At 56.3% G+C, this 21969-nt stretch carries 19 protein-coding genes; 9 read left to right on the forward strand and 10 right to left on the reverse strand.

Going from position 1 to position 21969, the window contains the following annotated elements:
• Window positions 1–81 precede the first annotated feature (81 nt).
• Entirely contained in the window at window positions 82–2346 is a 2265-nt protein-coding gene (katE, locus tag PZBJ_RS00795) for a catalase HPII (RefSeq protein WP_101760751.1), read from the reverse strand.
• Window positions 2347–2615: 269 nt separating this feature from the next.
• Window positions 2616–3749 (reverse strand): glutathione-independent formaldehyde dehydrogenase, encoded by a 1134-nt coding sequence (locus PZBJ_RS00800; protein ID WP_101760752.1) that lies wholly within the window; start codon window positions 3747–3749, stop codon window positions 2616–2618.
• A 222-nt stretch (window positions 3750–3971) separates the two neighbouring features.
• Here PZBJ_RS00800 and PZBJ_RS00805 point away from each other — a divergent pair, with 222 nt between their 5' ends.
• Together PZBJ_RS00805 and PZBJ_RS00810 are read left to right on the forward strand one after the other, a co-directional pair.
• Window positions 3972–4364, forward strand: coding sequence for a YgiW/YdeI family stress tolerance OB fold protein (locus PZBJ_RS00805; protein ID WP_101760753.1), 393 nt, complete (start codon window positions 3972–3974; stop codon window positions 4362–4364).
• A 190-nt stretch (window positions 4365–4554) separates the two neighbouring features.
• Window positions 4555–5169, forward strand: a complete 615-nt coding sequence (locus PZBJ_RS00810; RefSeq protein WP_101760754.1) for a response regulator transcription factor — start codon at window positions 4555–4557, stop codon at window positions 5167–5169.
• 66 nt (window positions 5170–5235) lie between these two features.
• On the opposite strand, the gene PZBJ_RS00815 is transcribed toward PZBJ_RS00810, so the two are convergent.
• From PZBJ_RS00815 to PZBJ_RS00835, 5 genes are read right to left on the reverse strand one after another with little or no spacing between them, the layout of a single operon-like run.
• Complete coding sequence (locus PZBJ_RS00815; protein ID WP_101760755.1) at window positions 5236–10797, reverse strand: ATP-binding sensor histidine kinase; 5562 nt, start codon at window positions 10795–10797, stop codon at window positions 5236–5238.
• Complete coding sequence (locus PZBJ_RS00820) at window positions 10794–11180, reverse strand: response regulator (RefSeq protein WP_101760756.1); 387 nt, start codon at window positions 11178–11180, stop codon at window positions 10794–10796. Before PZBJ_RS00820 ends, PZBJ_RS00815 begins: the two co-directional genes overlap by 4 nt.
• A gap of 41 nt (window positions 11181–11221) precedes the next feature.
• The gene (locus PZBJ_RS00825) at window positions 11222–11473 is read right to left on the reverse strand and encodes a XapX domain-containing protein (RefSeq protein WP_101760757.1); all 252 of its coding nucleotides are present in this window, start codon (window positions 11471–11473) and stop codon (window positions 11222–11224) included.
• Between the two features lie 2 nt (window positions 11474–11475).
• A complete protein-coding gene (locus PZBJ_RS00830; RefSeq protein ID WP_101760758.1) occupies window positions 11476–11718 on the reverse strand; it encodes a DUF1427 family protein in 243 nt (80 codons plus the stop codon).
• A 55-nt stretch (window positions 11719–11773) separates the two neighbouring features.
• The gene (locus tag PZBJ_RS00835) at window positions 11774–12466 is read right to left on the reverse strand and encodes a hydrolase (RefSeq protein WP_101760759.1); all 693 of its coding nucleotides are present in this window, start codon (window positions 12464–12466) and stop codon (window positions 11774–11776) included.
• A 196-nt stretch (window positions 12467–12662) separates the two neighbouring features.
• Between PZBJ_RS00835 and PZBJ_RS00840 the strand changes: the two genes are divergently transcribed.
• Genes PZBJ_RS00840 through PZBJ_RS00850 form a run of 4 tightly spaced genes read left to right on the forward strand, consistent with a single transcriptional unit; the run spans window position 12663 to window position 17178 of the window.
• Window positions 12663–14540, forward strand: a complete 1878-nt coding sequence (locus PZBJ_RS00840) for an amidohydrolase (protein WP_101760760.1) — start codon at window positions 12663–12665, stop codon at window positions 14538–14540.
• Window positions 14541–14543: 3 nt separating this feature from the next.
• Window positions 14544–14708: a hypothetical protein gene (locus PZBJ_RS24180; RefSeq protein WP_167391167.1), complete on the forward strand. Its 165-nt coding sequence runs from the start codon at window positions 14544–14546 to the stop codon at window positions 14706–14708.
• Window positions 14695–16320: an MFS transporter gene (locus PZBJ_RS00845; protein WP_101760761.1), complete on the forward strand. Its 1626-nt coding sequence runs from the start codon at window positions 14695–14697 to the stop codon at window positions 16318–16320. The genes PZBJ_RS24180 and PZBJ_RS00845 overlap by 14 nt, the downstream gene beginning before the upstream one ends.
• Before the next feature lie 36 nt (window positions 16321–16356).
• Entirely contained in the window at window positions 16357–17178 is an 822-nt protein-coding gene (locus tag PZBJ_RS00850; protein WP_101760762.1) for an alpha/beta fold hydrolase, read from the forward strand.
• A gap of 390 nt (window positions 17179–17568) precedes the next feature.
• Here PZBJ_RS00850 and PZBJ_RS00855 read toward each other — a convergent pair whose 3' ends face one another.
• The gene (locus tag PZBJ_RS00855) at window positions 17569–18057 is read right to left on the reverse strand and encodes a GNAT family N-acetyltransferase (protein WP_101760763.1); all 489 of its coding nucleotides are present in this window, start codon (window positions 18055–18057) and stop codon (window positions 17569–17571) included.
• Between the two features lie 95 nt (window positions 18058–18152).
• On the opposite strand from PZBJ_RS00855, the gene PZBJ_RS00860 reads away from it, so the two are divergent.
• Window positions 18153–19079: a LysR family transcriptional regulator gene (locus PZBJ_RS00860; RefSeq protein ID WP_101760764.1), complete on the forward strand. Its 927-nt coding sequence runs from the start codon at window positions 18153–18155 to the stop codon at window positions 19077–19079.
• A 10-nt stretch (window positions 19080–19089) separates the two neighbouring features.
• On the opposite strand, the gene PZBJ_RS00865 is transcribed toward PZBJ_RS00860, so the two are convergent.
• Window positions 19090–19515, reverse strand: a complete 426-nt coding sequence (locus PZBJ_RS00865; protein ID WP_101760765.1) for a thiol-disulfide oxidoreductase DCC family protein — start codon at window positions 19513–19515, stop codon at window positions 19090–19092.
• Between the two features lie 45 nt (window positions 19516–19560).
• Window positions 19561–20619 (reverse strand): NAD(P)H-dependent flavin oxidoreductase, encoded by a 1059-nt coding sequence (locus tag PZBJ_RS00870; protein WP_101761032.1) that lies wholly within the window; start codon window positions 20617–20619, stop codon window positions 19561–19563.
• Between the two features lie 109 nt (window positions 20620–20728).
• On the opposite strand from PZBJ_RS00870, the gene PZBJ_RS00875 reads away from it, so the two are divergent.
• Together PZBJ_RS00875 and msrA are read left to right on the forward strand one after the other, a co-directional pair.
• Window positions 20729–21283, forward strand: a complete 555-nt coding sequence (locus PZBJ_RS00875; protein WP_101760766.1) for a flavin reductase family protein — start codon at window positions 20729–20731, stop codon at window positions 21281–21283.
• A gap of 63 nt (window positions 21284–21346) precedes the next feature.
• Complete coding sequence (gene msrA, locus PZBJ_RS00880; RefSeq protein WP_101760767.1) at window positions 21347–21883, forward strand: peptide-methionine (S)-S-oxide reductase MsrA; 537 nt, start codon at window positions 21347–21349, stop codon at window positions 21881–21883.
• Window positions 21884–21969 lie beyond the last annotated feature (86 nt).

Here is a 21969-nt window from a genome sequence, read left to right on the forward strand (position 1 = left end):
CGACCAGCCCGCTACGAGCGGGCTTTTTTTTGCCTAAGATGCAGGGAAAACGGGGCGGAGCAATCAACTCCGCCCCGCGCATTAGGCTGCGACGGTCAGCGCTTTTTTGCTGCGCGACCAGACGCGATGGGATGCCATGACAGAAAGGAAGTCCGCCATAAAGGTGCCCTCGGCTTTCACATCTTCCACCAGCCCTTCTTCGACCTCATTGTCCTGCACGTTAAACTGCGCCTTAAACCGGCGTGCATCACCGCTCAGACCGATGGCTTTGAGATGCTTGTAGGCTTCCAGCAGGAAATAGCGCGCATCACCGCTCAGCAGCAACGCATCGATATTGCCATCCGGCACAATCACCGCATCAAAGGTCAGCGAAGGAAGACCGGTAAAGGTGGCATCAACCGGCAGCACCGATCCATCATCCGCCAGCACTTGTCCCATGTGCGCTGCCAGAATTTTGGCATGCACGCCCTGCGCTTTCAGCGCCTGCAGAATCGCCAGCACGTCGGCGGCTTTCACACCGTCGCTCAGCAGTAACGCTACCTGACGGCCTTTGATATCGCCGCTCGGTTGTGCATACAGACTCAGGCTGTCATCTTTTTTCAGGCCGTTGACATCTTTCGGCGGAACGGTGTTGAGCTGCTCATCACTCAGCTTTAGCCCCAGATTGGTGGCCACAGCCTGCGCCAGCGTGACGTCAATCTGCAGCAGATGATCGACCACACGTTCGCGGATGTAAGGACGCGCTACCTTGCTGAGCTCAAACGAATAAGCGCCGATGATATGCTGCTGCTCTTCCGCGGTCTGGCTCAGCCAAAACAGCCGTGGCTGCGAGTAATATTCGCCAAACGATGGGCTACGCTCGCGCACCTTGCTGCCTTCCACCCGCTCCTGATAGCTCTCGAATCCGCCCTCTTTTGCCGCTGGCGGCACTTCACGTGGCCAGTTGTTGTTGATGGAGTTCGGTTCGTAGTTGGCCGGATTGGTATCGATTTCCGTGCGATGCATGCCCTGACGCTGGAAATTGTGGTACGGGCAAACCGGACGGTTGATCGGGATCTCATGGAAGTTCGGCCCACCCAAACGGCTGATTTGCGTATCGGTGTAGGAGAACAAACGGCCCTGCAACAGCGGATCGTTGGTGAAATCCAGCCCCGGCACGATGTGGCCCGGATGGAACGCCACCTGTTCGGTCTCGGCAAAGAAGTTGTCCGGATTACGGTTGAGCACCATTTTGCCGACCAGTTCGACCGGCACCAGCTCTTCAGGGATCAGTTTGGTGGCATCGAGAATGTCGAAATCGAATTTGAACTCATCCTCTTCCGGGATCAGCTGCAGGCCGAGCTCATATTCCGGGAAATCGCCGGCTTCAATCGCTTCCCACAGATCGCGACGGTGGAAATCGGGATCGCGGCCGGTCAGCTTCTGTGCTTCATCCCACAGCAGCGAGGCTTTGCCCGCCACCGGTTTCCAGTGGAAACGCACGAAGGTGGCTTTACCCTCGGCGTTAATCAGGCGGAAAGTATGGATGCCAAAGCCTTCCATGGTGCGATAGCTGCGCGGAATACCGCGATCCGACATCGCCCAGATGACGTTATGCAGCGTTTCAGGTTGCAGCGACACATAATCCCAGAAGGTGTCGTGCGCGCTCTGCCCCTGCGGAATTTCGTTGTGCGGCTCGGGTTTCACCGCATGCACGAAGTCCGGGAATTTGTGCGCATCCTGGATGAAAAATACTGGCGTGTTGTTGCCGACTAAATCAAAAACGCCCTCATCGGTATAGAACTTGGTGGCGAATCCACGGATATCGCGCACGGTGTCAGCCGATCCTGCGCCACCCTGCACGGTGGAGAAACGCACGAAGACGGGTGTGATTTTTTCGGCATCGCTGAGGAAACCTGCTTTGGTCAGTTTTTCCAGCGAGCGGTAGGGCTGGAAATAGCCGTGCGCCGCCGAACCGCGCGCATGCACGATACGCTCAGGAATGCGTTCGTGGTCAAAATGCGTGATTTTTTCACGCATGATGAAGTCTTCAAGCAACGTGGGCCCGCGCGAACCGGCACGCAGCGAGTTCTGATCGTTGGCGATGCGGGTGCCCTGATTAGTGGTCAGGTCGGCGTTTTCGCCATTTTTGCGGTACTCATCGAGCTGCTCAAGTTTGCTGTTTTGCGTGGCGGGCGCTTTCAGGCTGCCGGGCGCGGTAGGCTGCTTGCCCGGCGGCGTCGGTTCAGCGGCAGGTTTATGCCCACCGCCTTGCGGTGCTAAATCACCTAATCCTGGCTCAGAGGTTTCTGGCCCTTTATGCGGCGCGGTATGGGTTAAATTCTGTTCTTTTTTATCTTTCGACATGTGACATGCTCCTCCAGTTAAGACCCTATTAACTGTAGAGCATAAAAACATTTATATTTCGTCTGGTTTAGAAATGATGTTTAAAGAGATTAATGAGGAGAATGTAAAGCGAGGATATTTTAACCGAAAGGTAGCTTTAATGGTTTATTAATAAGATTAATCCTGATAAATACCGTTGCGCTTTATTTCAATTATTTTCGCACCCTCCACAGGGTCGCCATTAATGGCGACCAAAAATATCATGCGGCATAACAGGCGCTATGAATGCGTTAAGGTTTCAAAATCACCTTGGTCCAGCCCGCATCACGATCGTCGAAATGGCGGTACGCTTCGGGTCCTTCGGCCAGCGACAGTCGATGAGAAATAATGCTCGCCGGATGCGCTTTGTCGGTGGCAATCAATCGCGCCAGCTGGCGGTTATAGGCTTTGACGTTGGCCTGGCCGGTACGGATCGACTGCCCTTTAAACCAGAAGCTGCCGAAATCGAACGGCATTTTACCCACTTTGGCTAACTCGCTGGCCGCGCCGGGATCCTGCGGGATAAACACGCCCACCACGCCAATGCCGCCGGTGGCTTTGGTGGAGGCGACCAGGCTGTTCATGGTGGCGCTGTTATCTTCGTGTCCATGCTGATTACAACATTGATAACCCACGCATTCACAACCGCAATCCGTGCCGCGTCCATCCGTCAGATCAAGGATTTGCTGCACCGCTGCGTCGCCCACGGCATTGATGCCCGTTGCGCCCATCTGCTCCGCCAGCGCCAGGCGATCGGGGTGCGTATCCACCACAAACACCTGCGACGCGCCTTTGATGATCGCCGAATGCGCGGCCATCAAGCCTACCGGGCCCGCACCGTAGATGGCGACGCTATCGCCCGGTCGCAGGCCTGCCAACTCGGTTGCATGCCAGCCGGTGGGGAAAATGTCTGACAGCATCACATAATCTTCCTCTTTCTCCACCGCATCCGGTGGCAGCAGCAAACAGTTAAAATCGGCAAACGGCACGCGAAGCAGCTCGGCCTGACCGCCTTCCCACTCACCCATTTCAGCAAAGCCGTAGGCCGCACCTGCGGTGCCGGGGTTGGCGGTCAGACAGAAACCGGTTAACCCTCTCTCACAATTTTCACAGAAACCACAGCCGACGTTGAACGGCATACAAACGTAATCGCCAACCTTAAGTCGCTCGACGCCACTCCCCACCTCCACCACTTCGCCAAGGTTTTCATGACCAAAGATGCGCCCCTGTTCAAAGCTGGTGCGCCCCTCGTACATATGTAAATCGGAACCGCAAATATTGGTGGTGGTAATACGAATAAGCGCATCGGTAGGACGCACAATTTTTGCATCAGGAACATTTTTAACCGAGACATCAAAAGGCCCGTTATAGACGATAGCTTTCATGATTTATTTTCCTGAGTGGCTAGCACTCTTAATTCGAATGAGCAGATAAGCACGGCGCTAATTTAACGTCGCGCTTAGCCAAAGAAATAAAAACCGCGTCTACATACCCTGGCATAAATAAGTCAGTTGTGCTTTTTTCAATTACCGCTGCGTTTGTCGTGCAGTCGCGCATATTTGTGCCAGACTTAACACCGTGTCAGCAGGAAAATCTATGGAGAGCGTATGAAACAGGTTGTTTTAGCTTCAGTAATCATGATGTTCAGCGTTGGCGTGAGCGCAGCGGAAGGCGGATACCAATCAGGTGAAACAGCACCGCCGCAGAAGAATCAGGATGCCGGTTATAAAGGATCGGAAGACACCGCACAAACCCCGATTTCACGTATTCGTGATTTCCGTCAGGGCGGCTATGTCACGCTCGAAGGCCATATTATTGAAAAGCTGAAAGGTGATAGCTACAAATTCCGCGATGATACCGGCACGATTATCATTAATGCTGAGAAGCCGGCCTTCAAAGAGAAAACCTATTCAGCCAGTGATAAAGTTCGCGTGAGTGGAAAAGTGTATGGGCGTGGCGAACAAACCACCTTGAGGGTATCGCGAATTGAAGAACCTTAAGGTTACGCATTTATTACCTTAAGAATAGCGGGTGAGTGCATGGCTTTTCATCCTCACCCTTTTTAGGCCTGACAGCGCAGCAGATAATCACATTCACATATACGTTTTTCGCCATTCCTACAGCACTATTTTGCGGGTATATTAGCGCGCATGTAGTGAATAGAACTCGTAAGAGTCTGAATGAGTTTTTATGGATAGAACGATTTATATTGTTGACGATGACCACGCTGTCATCAACGCGCTGCAAAATCTTCTGAGCTCAGAAGGCTACCTGATTTCGACCTTTACCTCCCCCGCTGAATTTTTACATCAGCCGCATTACCGCACCCCGAGCTGTTTAATTGTCGATATGAATATGCCGGGCCGCGACGGCTTTGATGTCTCGCAGGATCTCACCGCACGCGGATACACCATTCCCACCATTTTCCTCACCGGCTTTGGCACCATTCCTCTGACGGTCCGCGCGATGAAGGCCGGTGCCTTTGAGTTTCTCACCAAGCCGGTGATGCCGGATGACCTGATACAAGTGGTATCCGCTGCCATGGCGCTGGCCGAAAAAAGCGCAGCACTCGCACAGGAAAGAGTTGTACTCACCGGGCGTTATCACTCTTTAACGCCACGGGAAATGGAATTGATGCTGCTTGTCATTCGCGGTTTATTGAATAAGCAGATTGCCGCCGAAATGGGCATCAGTGAAATTACGGCAAAAGTGCATAAACGCCGCGTAATGGAAAAAATGGCGGTGCGTTCAGTATCAGAATTAGTCAGAGCCGCTGAGAAACTTCATTTACTGCAAGATGAATAACGCGCGCGTTAAAGTGATAACGGTCCGATTTTCCTCCCGCGAAATAGCGCGGGAGGATCAGATAAACTATTTCCCCAGATTTAATGGCAGGGTAAAACTGAATACGCTGCCGCCCTGCGGGCGGTTTTCCGCACTCAGCACACCACCATGACGTTTGATGATTTCATTACTGATGGTCAGGCCCATTCCCATTCCTTCCGCTTTGGTGGTGTAGAAAGAGTCGAATATCTTGCCGATAACCTCTGCCGATAATCCGCTGCCGTTGTCGGCCACCGCTATACGAATATGATTCGCGTCAGGATTGCAGGATGAGAGCCGCAGGATACGCGCTCCGGCATTATCCGCCATCGCCTCAATGGCATTAATCACCAGATTCAGCAGCACCTGCTGAATCTGTACGCGCTCGCAAAACACCTCATCCCATGGCGCTTGAATATCCAGTTCCAGCGCCACCGAGCGGCGCTCAAGTTCCAGACGCGACAAGGTTAAAATATCGCGCGCCAGCAGATGCAGCCTGGCCGATGCATACTCCGCGACATTATTGCGCGTCAGTGACTGCAGGCCGCGAATAATTTCGCCAGCGCGCCGCCCTTCGTTAATGATCTCCTCAATGCTTTCACTGGCTTTCTCCAGCTGAACCGGATCGCGTTTCAACCAGCGCAGGCTGGCGCCAGCATTGGCCACAATCGACATCAGCGGCTGATTGATTTCATGGGCGATCGATGAGGTCAGCTGTCCTACCGTGGTGGCGCGCGCCACGCGAGCCAGCTCGGCCTGGGCAATTCTGGCGGCATCTTCGGACTGACGCTGCGCGGTGATATCCGTCAGCGTGCCGAAATATTCGGCGACATCCGGCCAGTTCTCCACCGGCTCACCTATGCCTTTGATATAACGGCATTCGCCGTCATCACGGATGATACGAAATTCAGCCTGCATGCTCACGCCATGCGCCACGCTGGATTCAATCAGCGCTTTCAGGCACTGAAGATCGTCTGGATGCACCCGCCGCTGAAACTCGGCCATCGAGGTGCTCACCTGCCCGGCGGGCAGCCCCATGATGCGTTTATATTCGTCCGATATCAGCTGGATATCCGGCTCAAGATGCCAGTGCCAGGTACCGGTATTACTGATTTTTTCACCCAGCATCAGGGATGTCTGGCTGGCACGCAGCTGTTTTTCAATTTTCCGCCGCTGGATGTTCTCCTCCACCAGCTCGGCATACAGCCGCGCCGTTTCCAGAGAAACCGCAGCCTGCGCACCTAACATCGAGACAATGCGCGAGTGCTCCGCGGTGAAAACATCCGGCATCAGCCGGTTTTCCAGATAGAGCACGCCCACCATTTGCGCCTGGCGAAACATCGGCACACACATCACTGCCGCGCCAGAGGCAACCAGATAGTTATCCTGACTAAACGGGCTAAACACTTCCGGCCGACCGGTACGGATTTCCTGTCCGGTGCGGATCACCGCCGAGAGAATCGACAGCGGCAAATCGGTCGCCACCGGCAGTTCATTAACGATTTTGACTCTGACGCCTTCCACCGTGGAGGAGGCGCGCGCCTGAATTTCCGGCACATTGCCGTCGATGAGGCGGATCAAAATACAGTGCTGCGCACCGGCGCGCTCCACCAGCATCATCATCAAAATATGGATCAGCCGATCAAGATTGATCTCTTCGGTCAATGCGCGCATCGCCGTGACCAGGCTTTGCAGGTCGCTGATCACCGCGCTCTGCTCAAAGGTCACGGTGTTTAACGCGCTCTGCGACGGGTGCACCGCCAGATGCGGATAGTGCATTTCAAGCTGGCGCACCTTGGCGCCCGCGCCCCAGCGATCCCAGGCGGCAAGCGCGCCTTTGATGTAGCCCTCGGCGGCGAACGCCATGCCGCTCGCATTGGCACAGCGCGCGGCCAGTTCGCATGCCAGAGCGTTGATCGGATGAAACTGCCCTTTGCGCGACAGCTCAATGGCTTTTTCAAACTGCTCCAGCGCCGCGCCGCTGTTATCCTCCAGCCTGAGCAGTTCGGCGCGCAGCAGCGCCTCTTTGTCGGCGAAGGTGCCGGGGTTCTCCGTTGCCCAGGTGATGATTCTTTCAAGATGGCGCTGCAGTTGCTGCCGCTGCGTGGCATCAAGCTCATTCGGTTGCAGCGGTATACTGAGTGAAAGCGCGCTGTAGAGATGGAAATCCAGCATATGCACATGGCCGGGAATCACGTCTGTGAGCGGTGCGGCGTCGCTGAACTGGCACTGGGCGGCGGCATACTCACCGGCAAAGAAGTGCGCCATGCCTTTATACAGCCGCGTCCAGAACTGCATCAAAAACAGCGGTTCAATGGCGTATTCGGGTTGCACCACATTTAGCGCGGGCGCTTGGAAATCATCGCCGGACAAGGTCTCACCGGCTGGCTTACGCAGGAACATCACGTAATCCAGCTGCATGCCGAGAATCACTTCCACATCGTGATACTGCGCTTTGCGCACATAGACCATGCCGCGCATGATCGAAGTATGCACGCCATCAAGATGGTCACCTCGCGCCAGGCAATTCATGGTGAGATGACGCAGCGCCAGACACGCCGACGTGCGATCGCCAATATCAACCGCCACATCAAAAGTCGCTTTAGCGCACTCAATGGCGTAACTGAGTGGCATGGTCCAGACGCTCACCTGATCCAGCGGCATCAGCGTGCGCGCTTTGTAGCTAACGAAGTCGTGCTTATACACCAGCTCGCGGGCCAGCAGCGCGCTGGCAAATCCTCGGCTGTATTCGTTGAACTGATCGCCACACACCACGCCGTACCAGGCAAGCGCCAGCGTGGAGGCACCGCTAATGCCCTTCTCCATCGTCAGATGCAGAAGTTTGCACAGGATGATGAACTGCAGCCGTGGGCTGATAAAAGCGGCGAAGGTGCTGGCGCTGGCCATCAGGTTCATCACCGCTTCGGTTTTATGGCAGGTCACTCGCGGCAGGGAACGGAAGCGCGTATAGGGATTTTTGCCAACCTCTTTTTTCAACCGTTGCCTGGCGACATCGCACTCGGCTTTATCCGGATAGCGCTGCAGATGAATGTCAAACACCGCCAGCCAGGCCAGCGCGGTTTCCAGCGCCAGCTGGCTGTCGGACTGACGCATATGAATTTCAGCAATTAGCGTCGCCGCTTCGGCTTTATCGGTGACCACACCGGGCGTGGCGAGAATCTCAGAGCTCAACGCCAGCGCGCCCGATAAGTTGCCGTTTAAAAACTCACACTCCGCTTGCTCAAACAAAAACGGGCCGCTCTCCTCCGCGCCTGACGCTGCGTTGAGCGCTCGGGCAGCGTGTAAGAAACGCAGCGCGGAAGCGTAATCGCCCATAATTTTCGCGCGTCGGGTGGCGTTTAATAACAGCAGACTAAACGCAGCGGCATCAGGCGCTAAAAGTGCGCGGTTTTGCAACGTGATGGTGTGATGCGCGGCACTGAACAGCAGCGCATGCGCGTTATCCTGGCGCGCGGCCTGCATGTAATAGCGCGCAGCGGCAAAGTGAAAATCATCTTTTGCCGCCGACGACAGCAACTTCAGCGCGGCCTCATGCATGCTGTCATGCATAAAGGTGTAGCTGTGATCGGTCAGCGAGATCAGCCGGGCCTCAGCCGCAGGGCGCAGCGTGGCGCGAAGGGCGCTAAGCGCCGTATCGAGGATGCCGGCCAACACTGGCAGATCGCCGCTACTGCCGATGCAGGCCAATCGGCCCAGCAGCTGGCGCAGCGGCAGCGCGAGCAACTGCAGCTGTTGCAGCACGCTGGCGGCAACGTTCGCGGTGTAATGGCAGTTTCTCAACGCGTGCGGATTGTAGGTCCATTTATGGGATGCAGCGTGTGTGATGTGGTGATCGCGCACCGCCTGGCGGTAAAACTCACGCGTGGCGAGCGGATTCCCGGCGGTTTTTTCATGGATGATCTGCGCCAGCTCGGTGGTCTCCGCGCTGCGCGTGTGAAAAATGCCGGCCAGCCAGCTGGCGATATTTTTCACCGACAGCGGCTCGGGCGTGATATCCACAATGCGCGTGGCCGCCGCACGAATGCGCTCCAGGCTGGCGACCACCGTCGGACAGGGCAACGAGGCGCGATCGCGATGAGAAATCACCAGCAATAAGGGAATATCGTCGCTGGAGCGCAGCAAATTCTGTAGCAGCTGCAAGGTCGCCTGATCGGCCCAGTGCACGTCATCAATCAGCAGGATCAGCGGCCGCCCCGGCACCGTAAAGGCTTTCACCAGGCTGCAGGCCACCAGATTCAGGCGATTGCGTGCATCTAACGAGCGCGCATCCGCCTGCACGCTGGCTTTGTGGTTGAGCAGGATGCCCAGTTCGGGCACCAGATTAACGGCCAGCCCTACATAATTCCCCAGTTGGCGCGCAATGTGTGTTTTCCAGCGCGCCAGCTCTTCGGCGGGCAACCCGAGCAGATGCAGCGTCAGCGATCGAAACGCCGAGGTAAAGACCGCGTAGGGCAAAATGGGCGAGTGCTGGTCGGCTTTGGTCACCGTCAGCAGCGCGTTTTTTTCCCGCAGGATTTTAAGCGCCGAGGCCATCAGCGCCGATTTTCCGGCACCGGACGCGCCGCTAATCGCCACCATGCAGTGTTTCCCGCTGCTGCACACCTCATCAAACGCCGCCAGCATCTCGCTGGCCTGAGTATGGTCGCTGTACAGCACATCGGATAACAGCGTTGTGGTTGGCACATCCTGTAAGCCCAGCGCGAAGGATTCAACTACGCCGTCAGGCATCAGGTTGGATTCACAGCGGCGCAGATCGGCCAGCACGCCTTCGACGGTTTGATAACGCTGCTCCGGCGATTTGGTTAGCAGGCGTAAAATGAGGGATGAGAGTACCAGCGGCACATCTTTGCGCAGCCGGTGCGGCGGCAGCGCTTCGGAGGCAATGTGATGGTGCACCCATTCAGCCGCGCCCCCTTCAGCGCTGCCATAGGGAAGCTTGCCGGTGAGTAATTCGTAAAGCACGATGCCCAGACTGTAGAGATCGCTGACCCGGCTGACCGCGTGCGCGGTGCGCGAGGTATGCTCGGGCGACATGTAGGCCAGCGTGCCGCCGGTCACAGAGGCGCGCAGCGGCTGCTGTGAGTCCGCTTCGATAAACGCCAGGCCAAAGCCGCCCAGCACCACGTCGCCTTGATCGGTAAAGAAGAAATTGGCCGGTTTGATGTCGCCGTGCACCAAACCTTGCTCATGCAGCTTGCTGAGCGCATTACACAGCAGCACGGCGCAGCTGATGAACTTCTGAATTTTACCCGCTGGCAGGCGCAGATAATCCGCCAGGGTTTGGTAGCGAAACGCGGGGTAAATCAGGGCGTAGCGCCCCTGATATAACGTGTGGCGCAGCGGTTTTAGCGCCCAGCTTTCTGCTAATAAGGCGCGCAGCGCATACTCATTTTTCAGCAGTTGCGTTACCGGAAACTCCGCCTCTTCGGCCGCCGCCGTGGCCAGCACGAAGCGTTCATCGGAGATCGGGTGACGGCATTCGATCCACTCAACCTGCCCTTCCTGCGCCAGCGGGGTGAAAACGATGTCATCCGCCAACACCAGCGCCGCGTCATCCGCGATATTTAACGACAGGAAAAGCGTGCTCATTGGCGCGCTGCCTGGGAGGAAAACGCTAGACGGATATGTTCAAACAGCAGGTCGATATCAATGGGCTTTCGCATAAAGGTGATCGCGCCTAGATGGATGGCATACCAGAGCATATTCTCATCGCCATTGCCGGAGATGATAATTCCGGGTGGGTTCTCGCGACGCTGTACCAGCGCACGGAACAACTCAAAGCCCGACATGCCTTTGAGCTCAACATCAATAATAAACAGCGCAGCGTCATTTAGCGCCGTCTCGTCCGCTAATAGCGCTTCAGCCGACTCAAATGCCTGCGTTGCGTATCCTTCCGACTGAAGCAGATTGCTCAAACCACTGCGAACCGATCGTTCATCATCAACAACGACAATGCGCTGCGACAGCTGCATGCTGTGTTCCTTAATTATTATTCACTGCCTGCGGCGCGTCCTCAGGAGGTTTTGTCACTCGATGGCGGCATGCCGCTGATTTTAGGCACACACTCTTGACGAAACCAGGCCAGCGTGACCGGTTGACGGTTTATCAGGCGCTTACACAGCGGGATAATCTGTTCGCCGACCAGCATACCAAACAGACCAAGCAGCGCAATCACGGGCGGCGCTGGGGAATTGACGTCGATAACAGCATAAATGATGCCAACTAAAATACCGACCGAGAGCGATATCGCATAGGTTTTCAGCATGTTCAACCCGCCTGTTTTGCGGTGAGCGTGGCGGGAGGTAGCGGCCTGTCAGCGGCCATCGCGCGTGAGGTTTTATCGACGGGCGCTACGGGATGCGTCAATTTTCCACCCAGCGAACTGCCCACAATCATGCCCAGCAAGCCCACCAGCGCCACGGCGGGCGGCGCCGGCGATCGCACGTTGAGCAAGGCGTAAATCAGGCCGATAAACACACCCGCCGCCAGAGAAATCAGTAAAGGACTCACCGGTCCTCCTTGAAAAAAGAAAGGCGAGCCCGTAAGCGCTCGCCTGGGTGACGATTTAGCGAACGGGCGCAGCAACCGGTGCCAGCGTGCGATGCTCGCTCTTCTGACGCGATGGCGCTTTGTGCACCATGGTGTAAGCGTAATCAACGCCGATGCCGTAAGCACCGGAGTGCTCTTTCGCGATATCCATCACCGCGTTGTAGGTCTCTTTGTGCGCCCAGTCGCGCTGCCACTCCAGCATCACCTGCTGCCAGGTCACCGGGATCACGCCCGCCTGAATCATGCGCTGCATGGCATAGTCGTGCGCTTCTTTGGTGGTGCCGCCGGAGGCGTCAGCCACCATGTAGATCTCATAATCACCTTCCAGCATGGCGCACAGCGCGAAGGTGTTGTTACACACTTCGGTCCACAGACCGGAAACCACAATTTTCTTCTTACCGTTGGCCGCCAGCGCATCACGCACTTTCTGGTCATCCCACGAGTTCATCGAGGTACGCTCAAGAATGTCCTGGCCGGGGAACACATCCAGCAGCTCCGGGAAGGTGTTACCTGAGAAGCTCTCGGTCTCCACCGTGGTCAGTACGGTAGGAATGTTGAACACCTTCGCCGCTTTTGCCAACGCGACCACGTTATTTTTCAATACCTGACGGTCGATGGACTGCACGCCAAATGCCATTTGCGGCTGCTGGTCAATGAAGATGATCTGGCAGTTGTGCGGCGTCAGTACTTCTAATTTACTGGTTGTCATTTTTGTATGCCCATTGAGGTGAATGTCTGGGCGCAGTGTAAGAACCTTTGGGCACACGAACCATTATCTATAGGTATAACTATACGAAGGTATACCTATCCTTTTGTATAACTAGACGCTTTCCGCACCGCCTGAACATAATCCCACCCAGTATTTCACCTGCGAAATTGGCAGGACCTCTTATTCAGGAGCTTTTATGGTTACGTTAGGCAAAGCAGACATCATTTTGACCAATGGGCGATTTCATACCGTCGATCGCGGCAACCCGATTGCCGAGGCCGTGGCGATGCGCGATGGCAAATTTCTCGAAGTGGGCAGCCTGGCCGACGTGATGCAGCATCACTGCGAAGGCACCAAAGTGATTGACCTCAAAGGCCATACCGCCATTCCCGGCCTGAATGATTCCCACCTGCACCTGATCCGCGGCGGCCTGAATTACAACCTCGAACTGCGCTGGGAAGGCGTGCCCTCGATCGCCGATGCGTTGCGGATGCTGAGAGAACAGGCGCTGCGCACGCCGTCACCCCAGTGGGTGCGCGTGGTAGGCGGCTGGACCGAGTTTCAGTTTGCCGAGCGTCGCATGCCGACGCTGGATGAGATCAACGAAGCCGCGCCCGATACGCCGGTGTTTATCCTGCATCTGTACGATCGCGCCCTGCTCAACCGCGCCGCGTTGAAGGTCGTCGGTTACACCAAAGACACGCCCAATCCGCCGGGCGGCGAGATCCAGCGTGACAGCAATGGCAACCCGACCGGCATGCTGATTGCGCGCCCGAACGCCATGATCCTTTACGCCACGCTGGCGAAAGGGCCAAAACTGCCGCTGGAGCAGCAGGTCAATTCCACCCGCCAGTTTATGCGCGAGTTGAACCATCTGGGCCTGACCAGCGCGATTGATGCAGGCGGCGGTTTCCAGAACTATCCCGAAGATTACGAAGTCATTGCCGAGCTGCATGAGAAAAAGCAGATGACGCTGCGTATCGCCTACAACCTGTTTACCCAACGTCCGGGCCACGAGCTGGAAGATTTCGAGAAGTGGACCGACATGCTGACGCCGGGCCAGGGCAGCGACTATTTCCGTCACAACGGTGCCGGTGAAATGCTGGTGTTTTCCGCCGCCGATTTTGAAGATTTCCTCGAACCGCGTCCGGATCTGGCGCCCGGCATGGAAGATGAGCTGGAGCGTGTGGTGCGTCATCTGGTGGAGCATCGCTGGCCGTTCCGCCTGCACGCCACTTACGATGAATCGATCAGCCGCATGCTGGATGTGTTTGAAAAAGTGAACCGCGACATTCCGTTCAACGGCCTGCACTGGTTCTTCGATCACGCCGAAACCGTGACGCAGCGTAACCTTGACCGCATCAAAGAGCTGGGCGGCGGCATTGCCGTACAGCATCGCATGGCGTTCCAGGGCGAGTACTTTGCCGAGCGTTACGGCATTGAGGCCACTCGCCATACACCGCCGGTGGCGCGCATGCTGGAGACCGGCGTGCCGGTGGGTTTAGGAACCGATGCGACGCGCGTGGCCAGTTATAACCCGTGGACCGCGCTTTACTGGCTGGTATCGGGACGCACTGTGGGCGGCATGCAGATGTACGACGTCAACGCGCGCCTCGACCGTGATACGGCGTTGATGTTGTGGACGCAGGGCAGCGCCTGGTTCTCCAGCGAGCAAGGTAAAAAAGGTCAGATTAAAAGCGGTCAGCTGGCCGATATGGTGGTGCTGAGCAAAGACTACTTCAGCGTGCCTGAAGAGGAGATCAAAGGCATTGAGTCGGTGCTGACGGTGGTGGACGGAAATATCGTTTATGCCGCCGGCGCTTTCAGCTCGGAAGCGCCGCCCCTCATTCCGGTACTGCCGGAATGGTCGCCGGTGGTCAAGGTTCCCGGCCACTATCGCAGTGCGCCACCGACCGCCACCACACGCGTGGGCATGATGCAGCAAGCGCATCACTGCAGCGGCCCGTGCGGCGTGCATACGCATTCTCACGAGATTGCGCGCGGCGCCAACCTGCCGGTTTCGGAAGAGAACGCCTTCTGGGGCGCGCTCGGCTGCAGCTGCTTCGCCTTCTAAACCATGAAACATTCACTCTCACAGCCGCCTCGCATTGATGCGGGGCTGTTCTTCCTGCGCCTTACCGGCTGCCTGCTGCTGATCATTTTCACCACGCTGGCGCTGACCGGCCCCGGTCGCTGGCGCGTGTTTGGCGGCGTTTCGGAGGTTGTTCATGGCGCAGGTTAATGACATTCATGACATCCCCGAGGCGGATCTGCCGCCCGTTTCGCAGACGGTTTCACCATGGCAGCCGCTGCGTCAGCGCGTGTTCCGCATGCTGTGGATCGCTACCGTGGTATCCAATGTCGGTTCATGGATGAACGACGTAGGCGTTAACTGGACCATGCTGACACTGAGCGCCGATCCGCTCTCGGTGGCGCTGGTGCAGGCCGCCAGCAGCTTACCGATGTTTCTGTTTGCACTGCCGTCTGGCGTGATGGCGGATATCGTTGACCGGCGTAAATACCTGCTGTTCTCGCAAATCTGGGTGTTTATTGCCGCCGCGAGCCTGACATTCCTTTCCTGGGCAGACCTGGTCACACCGATGGTGCTGCTGATTGCGGCGTTCCTGCTGAGTACCGGCGCGGCCATGAGTTCTCCGCCCTTCCAGGCCATCGTGCCGGATTTGGTCAGTAAGGAGGAGCTCGGCCCAGCGATTGCGCTTAACTCGCTCGGCATTAACATCAGTCGCGCTATCGGCCCGGCGCTCGGCGGCCTGATTCTGTCGTTTGCCGGTCCGTGGATGGTGTTTCTGCTGAATGCGCTTTCGGTACTCTGCGTGTTTCTGGTGCTGTATGTGTGGCAAGCACAGCCCAGCGTGCAGCGTTTGCCGCCGGAGCACTTCTTCCCGGCGGTGCGTGCCGGCGTGCGCTATGTGCATGCTGCGCCGGTACTGCGCAATGTGCTGGTGCGCACCATCGCTTTCTTTGTGTTTGGCAGTGCCGGTTGGGCGCTGTTACCGCTGGTGGCTCGACGCGAACTGGGCCTCGGGCCCGGCGGCTACGGCATTATGCTGGGTTGCATCGGCATCGGCGCGATTTGCGGCGCGCTGCTGTTGCCGCGTATGCGCAAACGCTTTAATCCCGATCAGCTGATGGTACTGGCGAGCCTGATGTTTGCCATCACTCTGCTGGCGCTGGCGTTTATTCGTCACCTCTGGTTGCTGAATGCGTTCGAGTTCTTTACCGGCTTTGCGTGGATTGCCGTGCTTTCCACCCTCAATCTTGGCGCGCAGCGCAGTGCCGCCAAATGGGTGAAAGCCCGGGCGCTGGCGGTCTATCTGACGGTGTTTTTTGGCTCGATGACGTTAGGCAGCGCCATTTGGGGACAGCTGGCATCGACATTCAGCATCCCATTGTCACTGAATGTCGCCACCGTCGGCATGCTGCTGGCGAGCCTGACGGTGCTGCGCTGGCGGCTGGATCAGGATCCGGATCTGAACCTCGACCTCAGCACGGTCAGCGATCCCTTGCCCGAGCTGGAGATTCGTCACGATCGCGGGCCGGTGATGGTCAGCTATCATTATCAGATCAAGCGCAGTGATGCGCATGCCTTTGCGGTGTGCATGCAGGATATGCGTCGCGTCAGACGACGTGGTGGCGCGCTGAACTGGTCTCTGTACGAGGACATGCTGCAACCCGACATGTTTGTCGAGACCTTTGTGGTTGGCTCATGGATGGAGCATCTGCGTCAGCGCGAGCGCTATACCATGAACGATCAAAAGATTCAGAACCGCGTGTTGGGATTTCATCAAGGCACTGCAGCTCCGGAAGTTCGTTATCTCGTGGCGCCTGAATAAGGCGCTTTCATTCATCGACATTAATAAGGCCGAAACATGAGCACATTTAAGACGCAGGATGGTACGCAGATTTATTTTAAAGATTGGGGTACCGGCAAGCCGGTGCTGTTCAGTCACGGCTGGCCGCTCGACGGGGATATGTGGGACAGCCAGCTGAATTTCCTGGCGGAGAAAGGCTATCGCGTTATCGCTTTTGATCGCCGCGGCTTTGGCCGTTCCGATCAACCGTGGGAAGGCTACAACTACGATACTTTTGCATCGGATATTAACGACCTGATTAGCCATCTGGATCTGCAAAACGTGACGCTGGTGGGCTTCTCAATGGGTGGCGGCGATGTGGCGCGCTACATCAACAATTACGGCACAGCGCGCGTGGATAGCTTAGTGCTGTTGGGCGCGGTGACACCGATCTTCGGCAAGGCCGATGATTATCCGGCAGGCGTCGATTTGTCGGTGTTTGAAGGCATTCGTCAGGGCTTACGTAAAGATCGCGCGCAGTTCATCAGTGATTTTGCCACACCGTTTTACGGCACCAACGCCGGTCAAACGGTTTCAGAAGGCGCGCTGACGCAGACGTTGAATATTGCGCTGCTGGCGTCACTAAAAGGGACGATTGATTGTGTTACCGCGTTCTCGGAAACCGACTTCCGTCCTGATATGGCAAAAATCGACGTGCCGACGCTGGTGATTCACGGCAGCAACGACCAGGTCGTGCCGTTCGAAACCACCGGGAAGGTCGCCGCCGAGATGATCGCCGGCGCGCAGCTGAAAGTGTATGACAACGCACCGCACGGCTTTGCGGTGACGCATACCGATCAGCTCAACGCCGATCTGCTGACGTTCCTGCAATCGCTTTAACGGGAATAACATTAATCGGCCGGTTTGGCCTAATACTTGTCAGTTATGAAAGAGTTTGGCTTAAAGGCTGCATTAATCGTGCGGGCTCTGACACATCTGCTGCGTCACGCACTGAAGCGTCGAAGCGGGCCGGGGGCAATTTTGGGCCGGCAATTCGCAGCGCTGAACGAAGCGAGGAAGCCAGGAGAGCCCGCAGGACGCGGGCGAAAGGCGAAGCCGGGACAGGGAAGTCCCGTCTTCGCCGGTCCGTTAGGCTGACGAGCGAAGTGAAGGAACCGCGTTAGCGGCGCGAGGACAGCCGGCCCAAAAGTGCCACCGGCCTGCACACTCGTCGTTGGCCTGGCTGACATGAGCATTAGGCCATTTTGGCGGGCCTTTTGTGGCAGAGAACTATTGCGGCGTGGCGGCAGCAAATTTCTCTAATGCCGCCCCGTCGAGCCGATAACGCACCCACTCATTTAACGGCAGCGCATCAATACTGAGATAGAAATCTCTGGCCGACTGATCCCAATCTAACGCGCTCCACTCAATGCGGTTGCACTGATGATTGACCGCGTGCTGCGCGACATACTGCAGCAGCGCTTTGCCTGCACCGAGGCCGCGAAAATTGGGCGAGAAGTACAAGTCTTCCATATAGAGTCCGCGACGCCCCAGCCACGCCGAGTAGCTGCGGGTAATCACTGCATACCCGGCGGTTATGCCATCAATCTCGCACATCAACGCCTCGCTATGGCTTTCGGGATTGAATAGCGTCGATCTGATCTCTTCCACGGTAGTTGATGACGGCTGTAATCCATGTTCATAAACCGACAACTCAGCAATCATATCGTAAATGGCGTCCGCGTCTTCAGGATTGGCTGGCCGAATAGTCATCTTCATGCATTATTTTCTTATTTAATCAGATTGATGCTGCCCAGCATAATAGGTATTGTTCGATGAAATAAGTGCAATAAAATCAATGATAGGTGAATTTCATGCATCATGTGCTGCGTCGACTGGACTTGAATCTCCTCCCCGTTTTCGACGCAGTTTTCAGACATCGTTCGGTCAGGCTGGCGGCGATTGAGCTCAGTTTGAGTACTTCCGCGTTAAGCCACGCGCTGTCCCGATTACGTGAGTTTTTTAAAGATCCGCTGTTCTACCGCGAAGGCCACAAAATGTGTCCCAGCGTTTATGCCTGCCAGCTGGCACCCTATATTGCCGAAACGTTAACCGGGTTAAATCGGCATCTCAGTCCGCTGCAGCCTTTCGATCCGCTGACCAGTGATGACTGTTTTAGAATTGCGGTAACGGATTACACCGCTTTTTGTGTCTTTCCGCGGCTGATGCATGCGCTGACTGATACGGCACCCAATCTGAGTTTTGAACTCTGCCATTTGCCGCATAATCCGGCGCTGATTGAATTACTGGCGGGTGAAATCGATATGGCGCTGAGTTTTAGCGAGCCGGATGGCATGCATCATCCCGATCTCGAAGAGACCGATTTATTCAGTGATGAATTTATGGTGATTGCCAATGCGCGACGCAGCAGTCTGAATCTTGACGACTATCTTGCCGCCGGGCATCTGGTGGTTACGCCATGGAATGAAAAGCAGGGATTGCTGGATTCCCATCTTGCGCGCATTGGCCTTAAACGCCGCATCGCCATCAGAACGCCGTCAATGCTGAGTGCGCCCTTTATTATCGCGGAAAGTGAATTGCTGATGGCGATCCCGTCTTTCGTTGCCAGTAAAATTAAACAGGCCGCCGATGTGACCTCATTCAGGCTGCCGTTTCCCGCGCCAAGGTTCACCGTGAAAATCTATTCACACAAACGCAGCGGTAAACGGGAACCTACGGAATGGATTAAATCGATGATGGCTAAAACCATTACGCAGCAAGCGTACCGCTTCGAGGATTAACGGACGATTTTTACTGGTCTAAAAATCGTCCGTGATAATCGGATTTAAGGGGGTAATGCTCGTTGTAGCGACCAAAAAGCCGATAACGATTTAGCGCAATGCGGTCGTAACAATAATTGCTGATAACGTCAGGCATAAACCTCACGACTGACAACACGCGCCACGGCCACGGCATATAGTGCATGATGCGGAAAATTGCCTGCGCACGGAGCCAATGATTTTGTCCATCAATCAAAACGATGGTGCGAATATCTTCATCTGGCAGACCGACAAAACGTAATAGCGCTTTCCCCTGCTCACTCTGAACCGCCGCAAAACGTACATGGCGTGGAATGCGGTGACGCAGGAGAAACATCACCCACGCGTTGCACAGTTTGCATACGCCGTCGTATAAAACGACCTGTTCTCCGGGATTTATCCCGGCTGGGTTTGTCATCATCGCCTCCTCAACCATAGAGATGGTCGCAGCAGAAAAGCTGCGTTACGCCGCCTGCCACTCCGCCACCAGCGTGTTAATTAATTCTGCCGCCGGCATTTCCCGCGCCAGCGCGGCGCCCTGCCCGGCCCACTGCGCGCCAAAGCCGTGCGCGCCTTTGGCGGCGGCGGCAGCAGCGAGCGCTTTGCCCAGCGCGTAGGTGAGTGGATAAGGGGGAATGGCATCCTGCGCGAACTCGCGCGCCAGCTGGCAAAAATCGTTGGTGAGACATCTTGCCGATCGGCCAGAAATGGCGGCAATCATCTCGGTGCTGTTGGCCTGCGCGCTTTTCAGCGCCTGACGGTATGCCGCATTGGCGGCGGATTCCGGGCACAGAATAAACGCGGTACCCAGCTGTACACCCGCCGCGCCCAGCTTGAGCATGGCAGCCATGCCCGCGCCATCCATCACGCCGCCGGCGGCAATCACCGGCAGCCGCGACGCCCGACGAATCGCCTGCACCAGCGTAAAGGTGCTGAGCTGCTGATCGTCATTTTCTGGATGGAATATCCCGCGATGCCCGCCCGCCTCGATGCCCTGCGCCACAATAAAATCGATGTCGGCGGCTTCGATGGCGCCTGCTTCAGCAACGCTGGTGGCGCTGGCCAGCGTGATAATGCCGCGACCTTTCAAGCGCTGCACAACCCCGGCGGACGGCAACCCAAAATGGAAACTCACTGCGGCAGGTGCGGTGTCCAGCAGCACATCCAGCATCGCGTGGTTATCCACGAACGTTTGATAAATCTCTGACAGCGCATCGGGCGGTGTCGCTTCATAGCGAGCAAACACCGGCTTGAAACGTGCGATCCACGCCTGTTCTTGCTGTGGATTGCGCTGCACCGGCGCGTGGCAGAAGACGTTGACGTTGATGGGCGCGGCTGTCAGGGCGAGCGTTTTGCGGATCATGCTATCCGCCTGTTGCGGCGTTGAGGCGCCCACGCTGATCGAACCCAGCGCCCCGCTGGTGCTCACCGCCGCCGCCAGTTCCGGCGTCGAGACGCCCGCCATCGGCGCCTGAATGATCGGATAGCGAAGGTTAAGGGTCTGACACAGGATGTTGTTCATATTATTGGCCTGTTGGTAAGAGGTAGCCGATAACATGCCGCGATTTTTCGGCTCGGTAAAGGCTGGCATCTACACTTAATGTGTCTGTACCTACAACAGGAGAATCCCGATGCATAAAATCGACTTTCCGGTAAGCAAAGCGCGGAAGTATCTGGAGCCGGGTCCGGTGGTGCTGCTGAGTTCCCAGTTTGAGGATCATCGCGACATCATGACGCTCGGCTGGCACACCATTCTGGAGTTCTCGCCGTCGCTGGTTGGCTGCATGATTGCCGGCGGCAATTACAGCCATGAACTGATTCGCCAGAGCGGCCAGTGCGTGATTAACGTGCCGTCGGCCAATCTGGTGGACAGCGTGGTGGCGATCGGTAACAGCCACGGCGATCGTCTAGATAAGTTTGATGCCTTCAATCTGACACCCGAACCGGCAAGCGTGGTCAATGCGCCGTTAATCGGCGATTGCTTTGCCAGCTTTGAGTGCCAGCTGTATGACGATTCCATGGTAGATAACTACAACTTCTTTATCTTTGAGATCGTTAAAGCGCATGTAGCTGAAACGCCGGAGTTTCCGCCGACGCTGCACTACACCGGCGAAGGACGCTTCAGCGTGATGAGCAATTTGCGGCTCGACAAGCGCGGCGACTTTAAGCCTGAAATGTTAATTTAACTGCTTGAATTGATATGGGCTTGCCCCCACTTTGATTCTTTCGCCCTGACAGGAGTAGATATAATGGCAACCGAATATGCGGTGATCGCAGGTGGCTGTTTCTGGTGTACTGAAGCAGTGTTTAAAGATGTGATTGGCGTGGAGTCAGTCGAGAGTGGATATACCGGCGGCGCACGCCCGAATCCAACCTACGAGCAGGTGTGCAGCGGTGCGACCGGCCACGCAGAAGCGATTCGCATCGGTTTCGATCCAGAGCAGGTGAAGTACGGCGATCTGCTGGATATCAGCTTTGCCACCCACGATCCCACTACGCTCAACCGCCAGGGCAACGATGTTGGCACCCAATATCGCTCTGCGATTTTCCCGGCGAATGCTGAGCAGGAAGCCGAAGCGATTGCCGCGATTGCGCGCGCGCAGGAGAATCTGAGCGATCCGGTAGTGACCACCATCGAGCCGCTGAAAGAGTGGTATGCGGCAGAAGGTTATCATCAGGATTATTGGCAAGGCGCGGGTCAGCGCAACGGCTACTGCATGGCGGTAATCCCACCGAAACTGCAAAAGCTGCGTAAGAGCTTTGCGAATCGCGTTAAATCGAGTTAATTCAGTACCGCCAATGTCGAGGCCGCCACGAATGGCGGCCTTACATGGTGCGCGACCTTCTTCTGTTTATCCGTCATAATATGTGC

Source organism: Pantoea endophytica, from assembly GCF_002858935.1.
Classification (GTDB): Bacteria; Pseudomonadota; Gammaproteobacteria; order Enterobacterales; family Enterobacteriaceae; genus Pantoea; species Pantoea leporis.

Bases quoted from the DNA above. Each gene is read 5' to 3' on its own strand.
- PZBJ_RS00840 (WP_101760760.1), top strand. From the start codon at position 12,663: ATGGTTACGTTAGGCAAAGCAGACATCATTTTGACCAATGGGCGATTT.
- PZBJ_RS00860 (WP_101760764.1), top strand. From the start codon at position 18,153: ATGCATCATGTGCTGCGTCGACTGGACTTGAATCTCCTCCCCGTTTTC.
- PZBJ_RS24180 (WP_167391167.1), top strand. From the start codon at position 14,544: ATGAAACATTCACTCTCACAGCCGCCTCGCATTGATGCGGGGCTGTTC.
- PZBJ_RS00825 (WP_101760757.1), bottom strand. From the start codon at position 11,473: ATGCTGAAAACCTATGCGATATCGCTCTCGGTCGGTATTTTAGTTGGC.
- PZBJ_RS00815 (WP_101760755.1), bottom strand. From the start codon at position 10,797: ATGAGCACGCTTTTCCTGTCGTTAAATATCGCGGATGACGCGGCGCTG.
- PZBJ_RS00870 (WP_101761032.1), bottom strand. From the start codon at position 20,619: ATGAACAACATCCTGTGTCAGACCCTTAACCTTCGCTATCCGATCATT.
- katE (WP_101760751.1), bottom strand. From the start codon at position 2,346: ATGTCGAAAGATAAAAAAGAACAGAATTTAACCCATACCGCGCCGCAT.
- msrA (WP_101760767.1), top strand. From the start codon at position 21,347: ATGGCAACCGAATATGCGGTGATCGCAGGTGGCTGTTTCTGGTGTACT.
- PZBJ_RS00855 (WP_101760763.1), bottom strand. From the start codon at position 18,057: ATGAAGATGACTATTCGGCCAGCCAATCCTGAAGACGCGGACGCCATT.
- PZBJ_RS00820 (WP_101760756.1), bottom strand. From the start codon at position 11,180: ATGCAGCTGTCGCAGCGCATTGTCGTTGTTGATGATGAACGATCGGTT.
- PZBJ_RS00845 (WP_101760761.1), top strand. From the start codon at position 14,695: ATGGCGCAGGTTAATGACATTCATGACATCCCCGAGGCGGATCTGCCG.
- PZBJ_RS00865 (WP_101760765.1), bottom strand. From the start codon at position 19,515: ATGACAAACCCAGCCGGGATAAATCCCGGAGAACAGGTCGTTTTATAC.
- PZBJ_RS00875 (WP_101760766.1), top strand. From the start codon at position 20,729: ATGCATAAAATCGACTTTCCGGTAAGCAAAGCGCGGAAGTATCTGGAG.
- PZBJ_RS00810 (WP_101760754.1), top strand. From the start codon at position 4,555: ATGGATAGAACGATTTATATTGTTGACGATGACCACGCTGTCATCAAC.
- PZBJ_RS00835 (WP_101760759.1), bottom strand. From the start codon at position 12,466: ATGACAACCAGTAAATTAGAAGTACTGACGCCGCACAACTGCCAGATC.
- PZBJ_RS00805 (WP_101760753.1), top strand. From the start codon at position 3,972: ATGAAACAGGTTGTTTTAGCTTCAGTAATCATGATGTTCAGCGTTGGC.
- PZBJ_RS00800 (WP_101760752.1), bottom strand. From the start codon at position 3,749: ATGAAAGCTATCGTCTATAACGGGCCTTTTGATGTCTCGGTTAAAAAT.
- PZBJ_RS00850 (WP_101760762.1), top strand. From the start codon at position 16,357: ATGAGCACATTTAAGACGCAGGATGGTACGCAGATTTATTTTAAAGAT.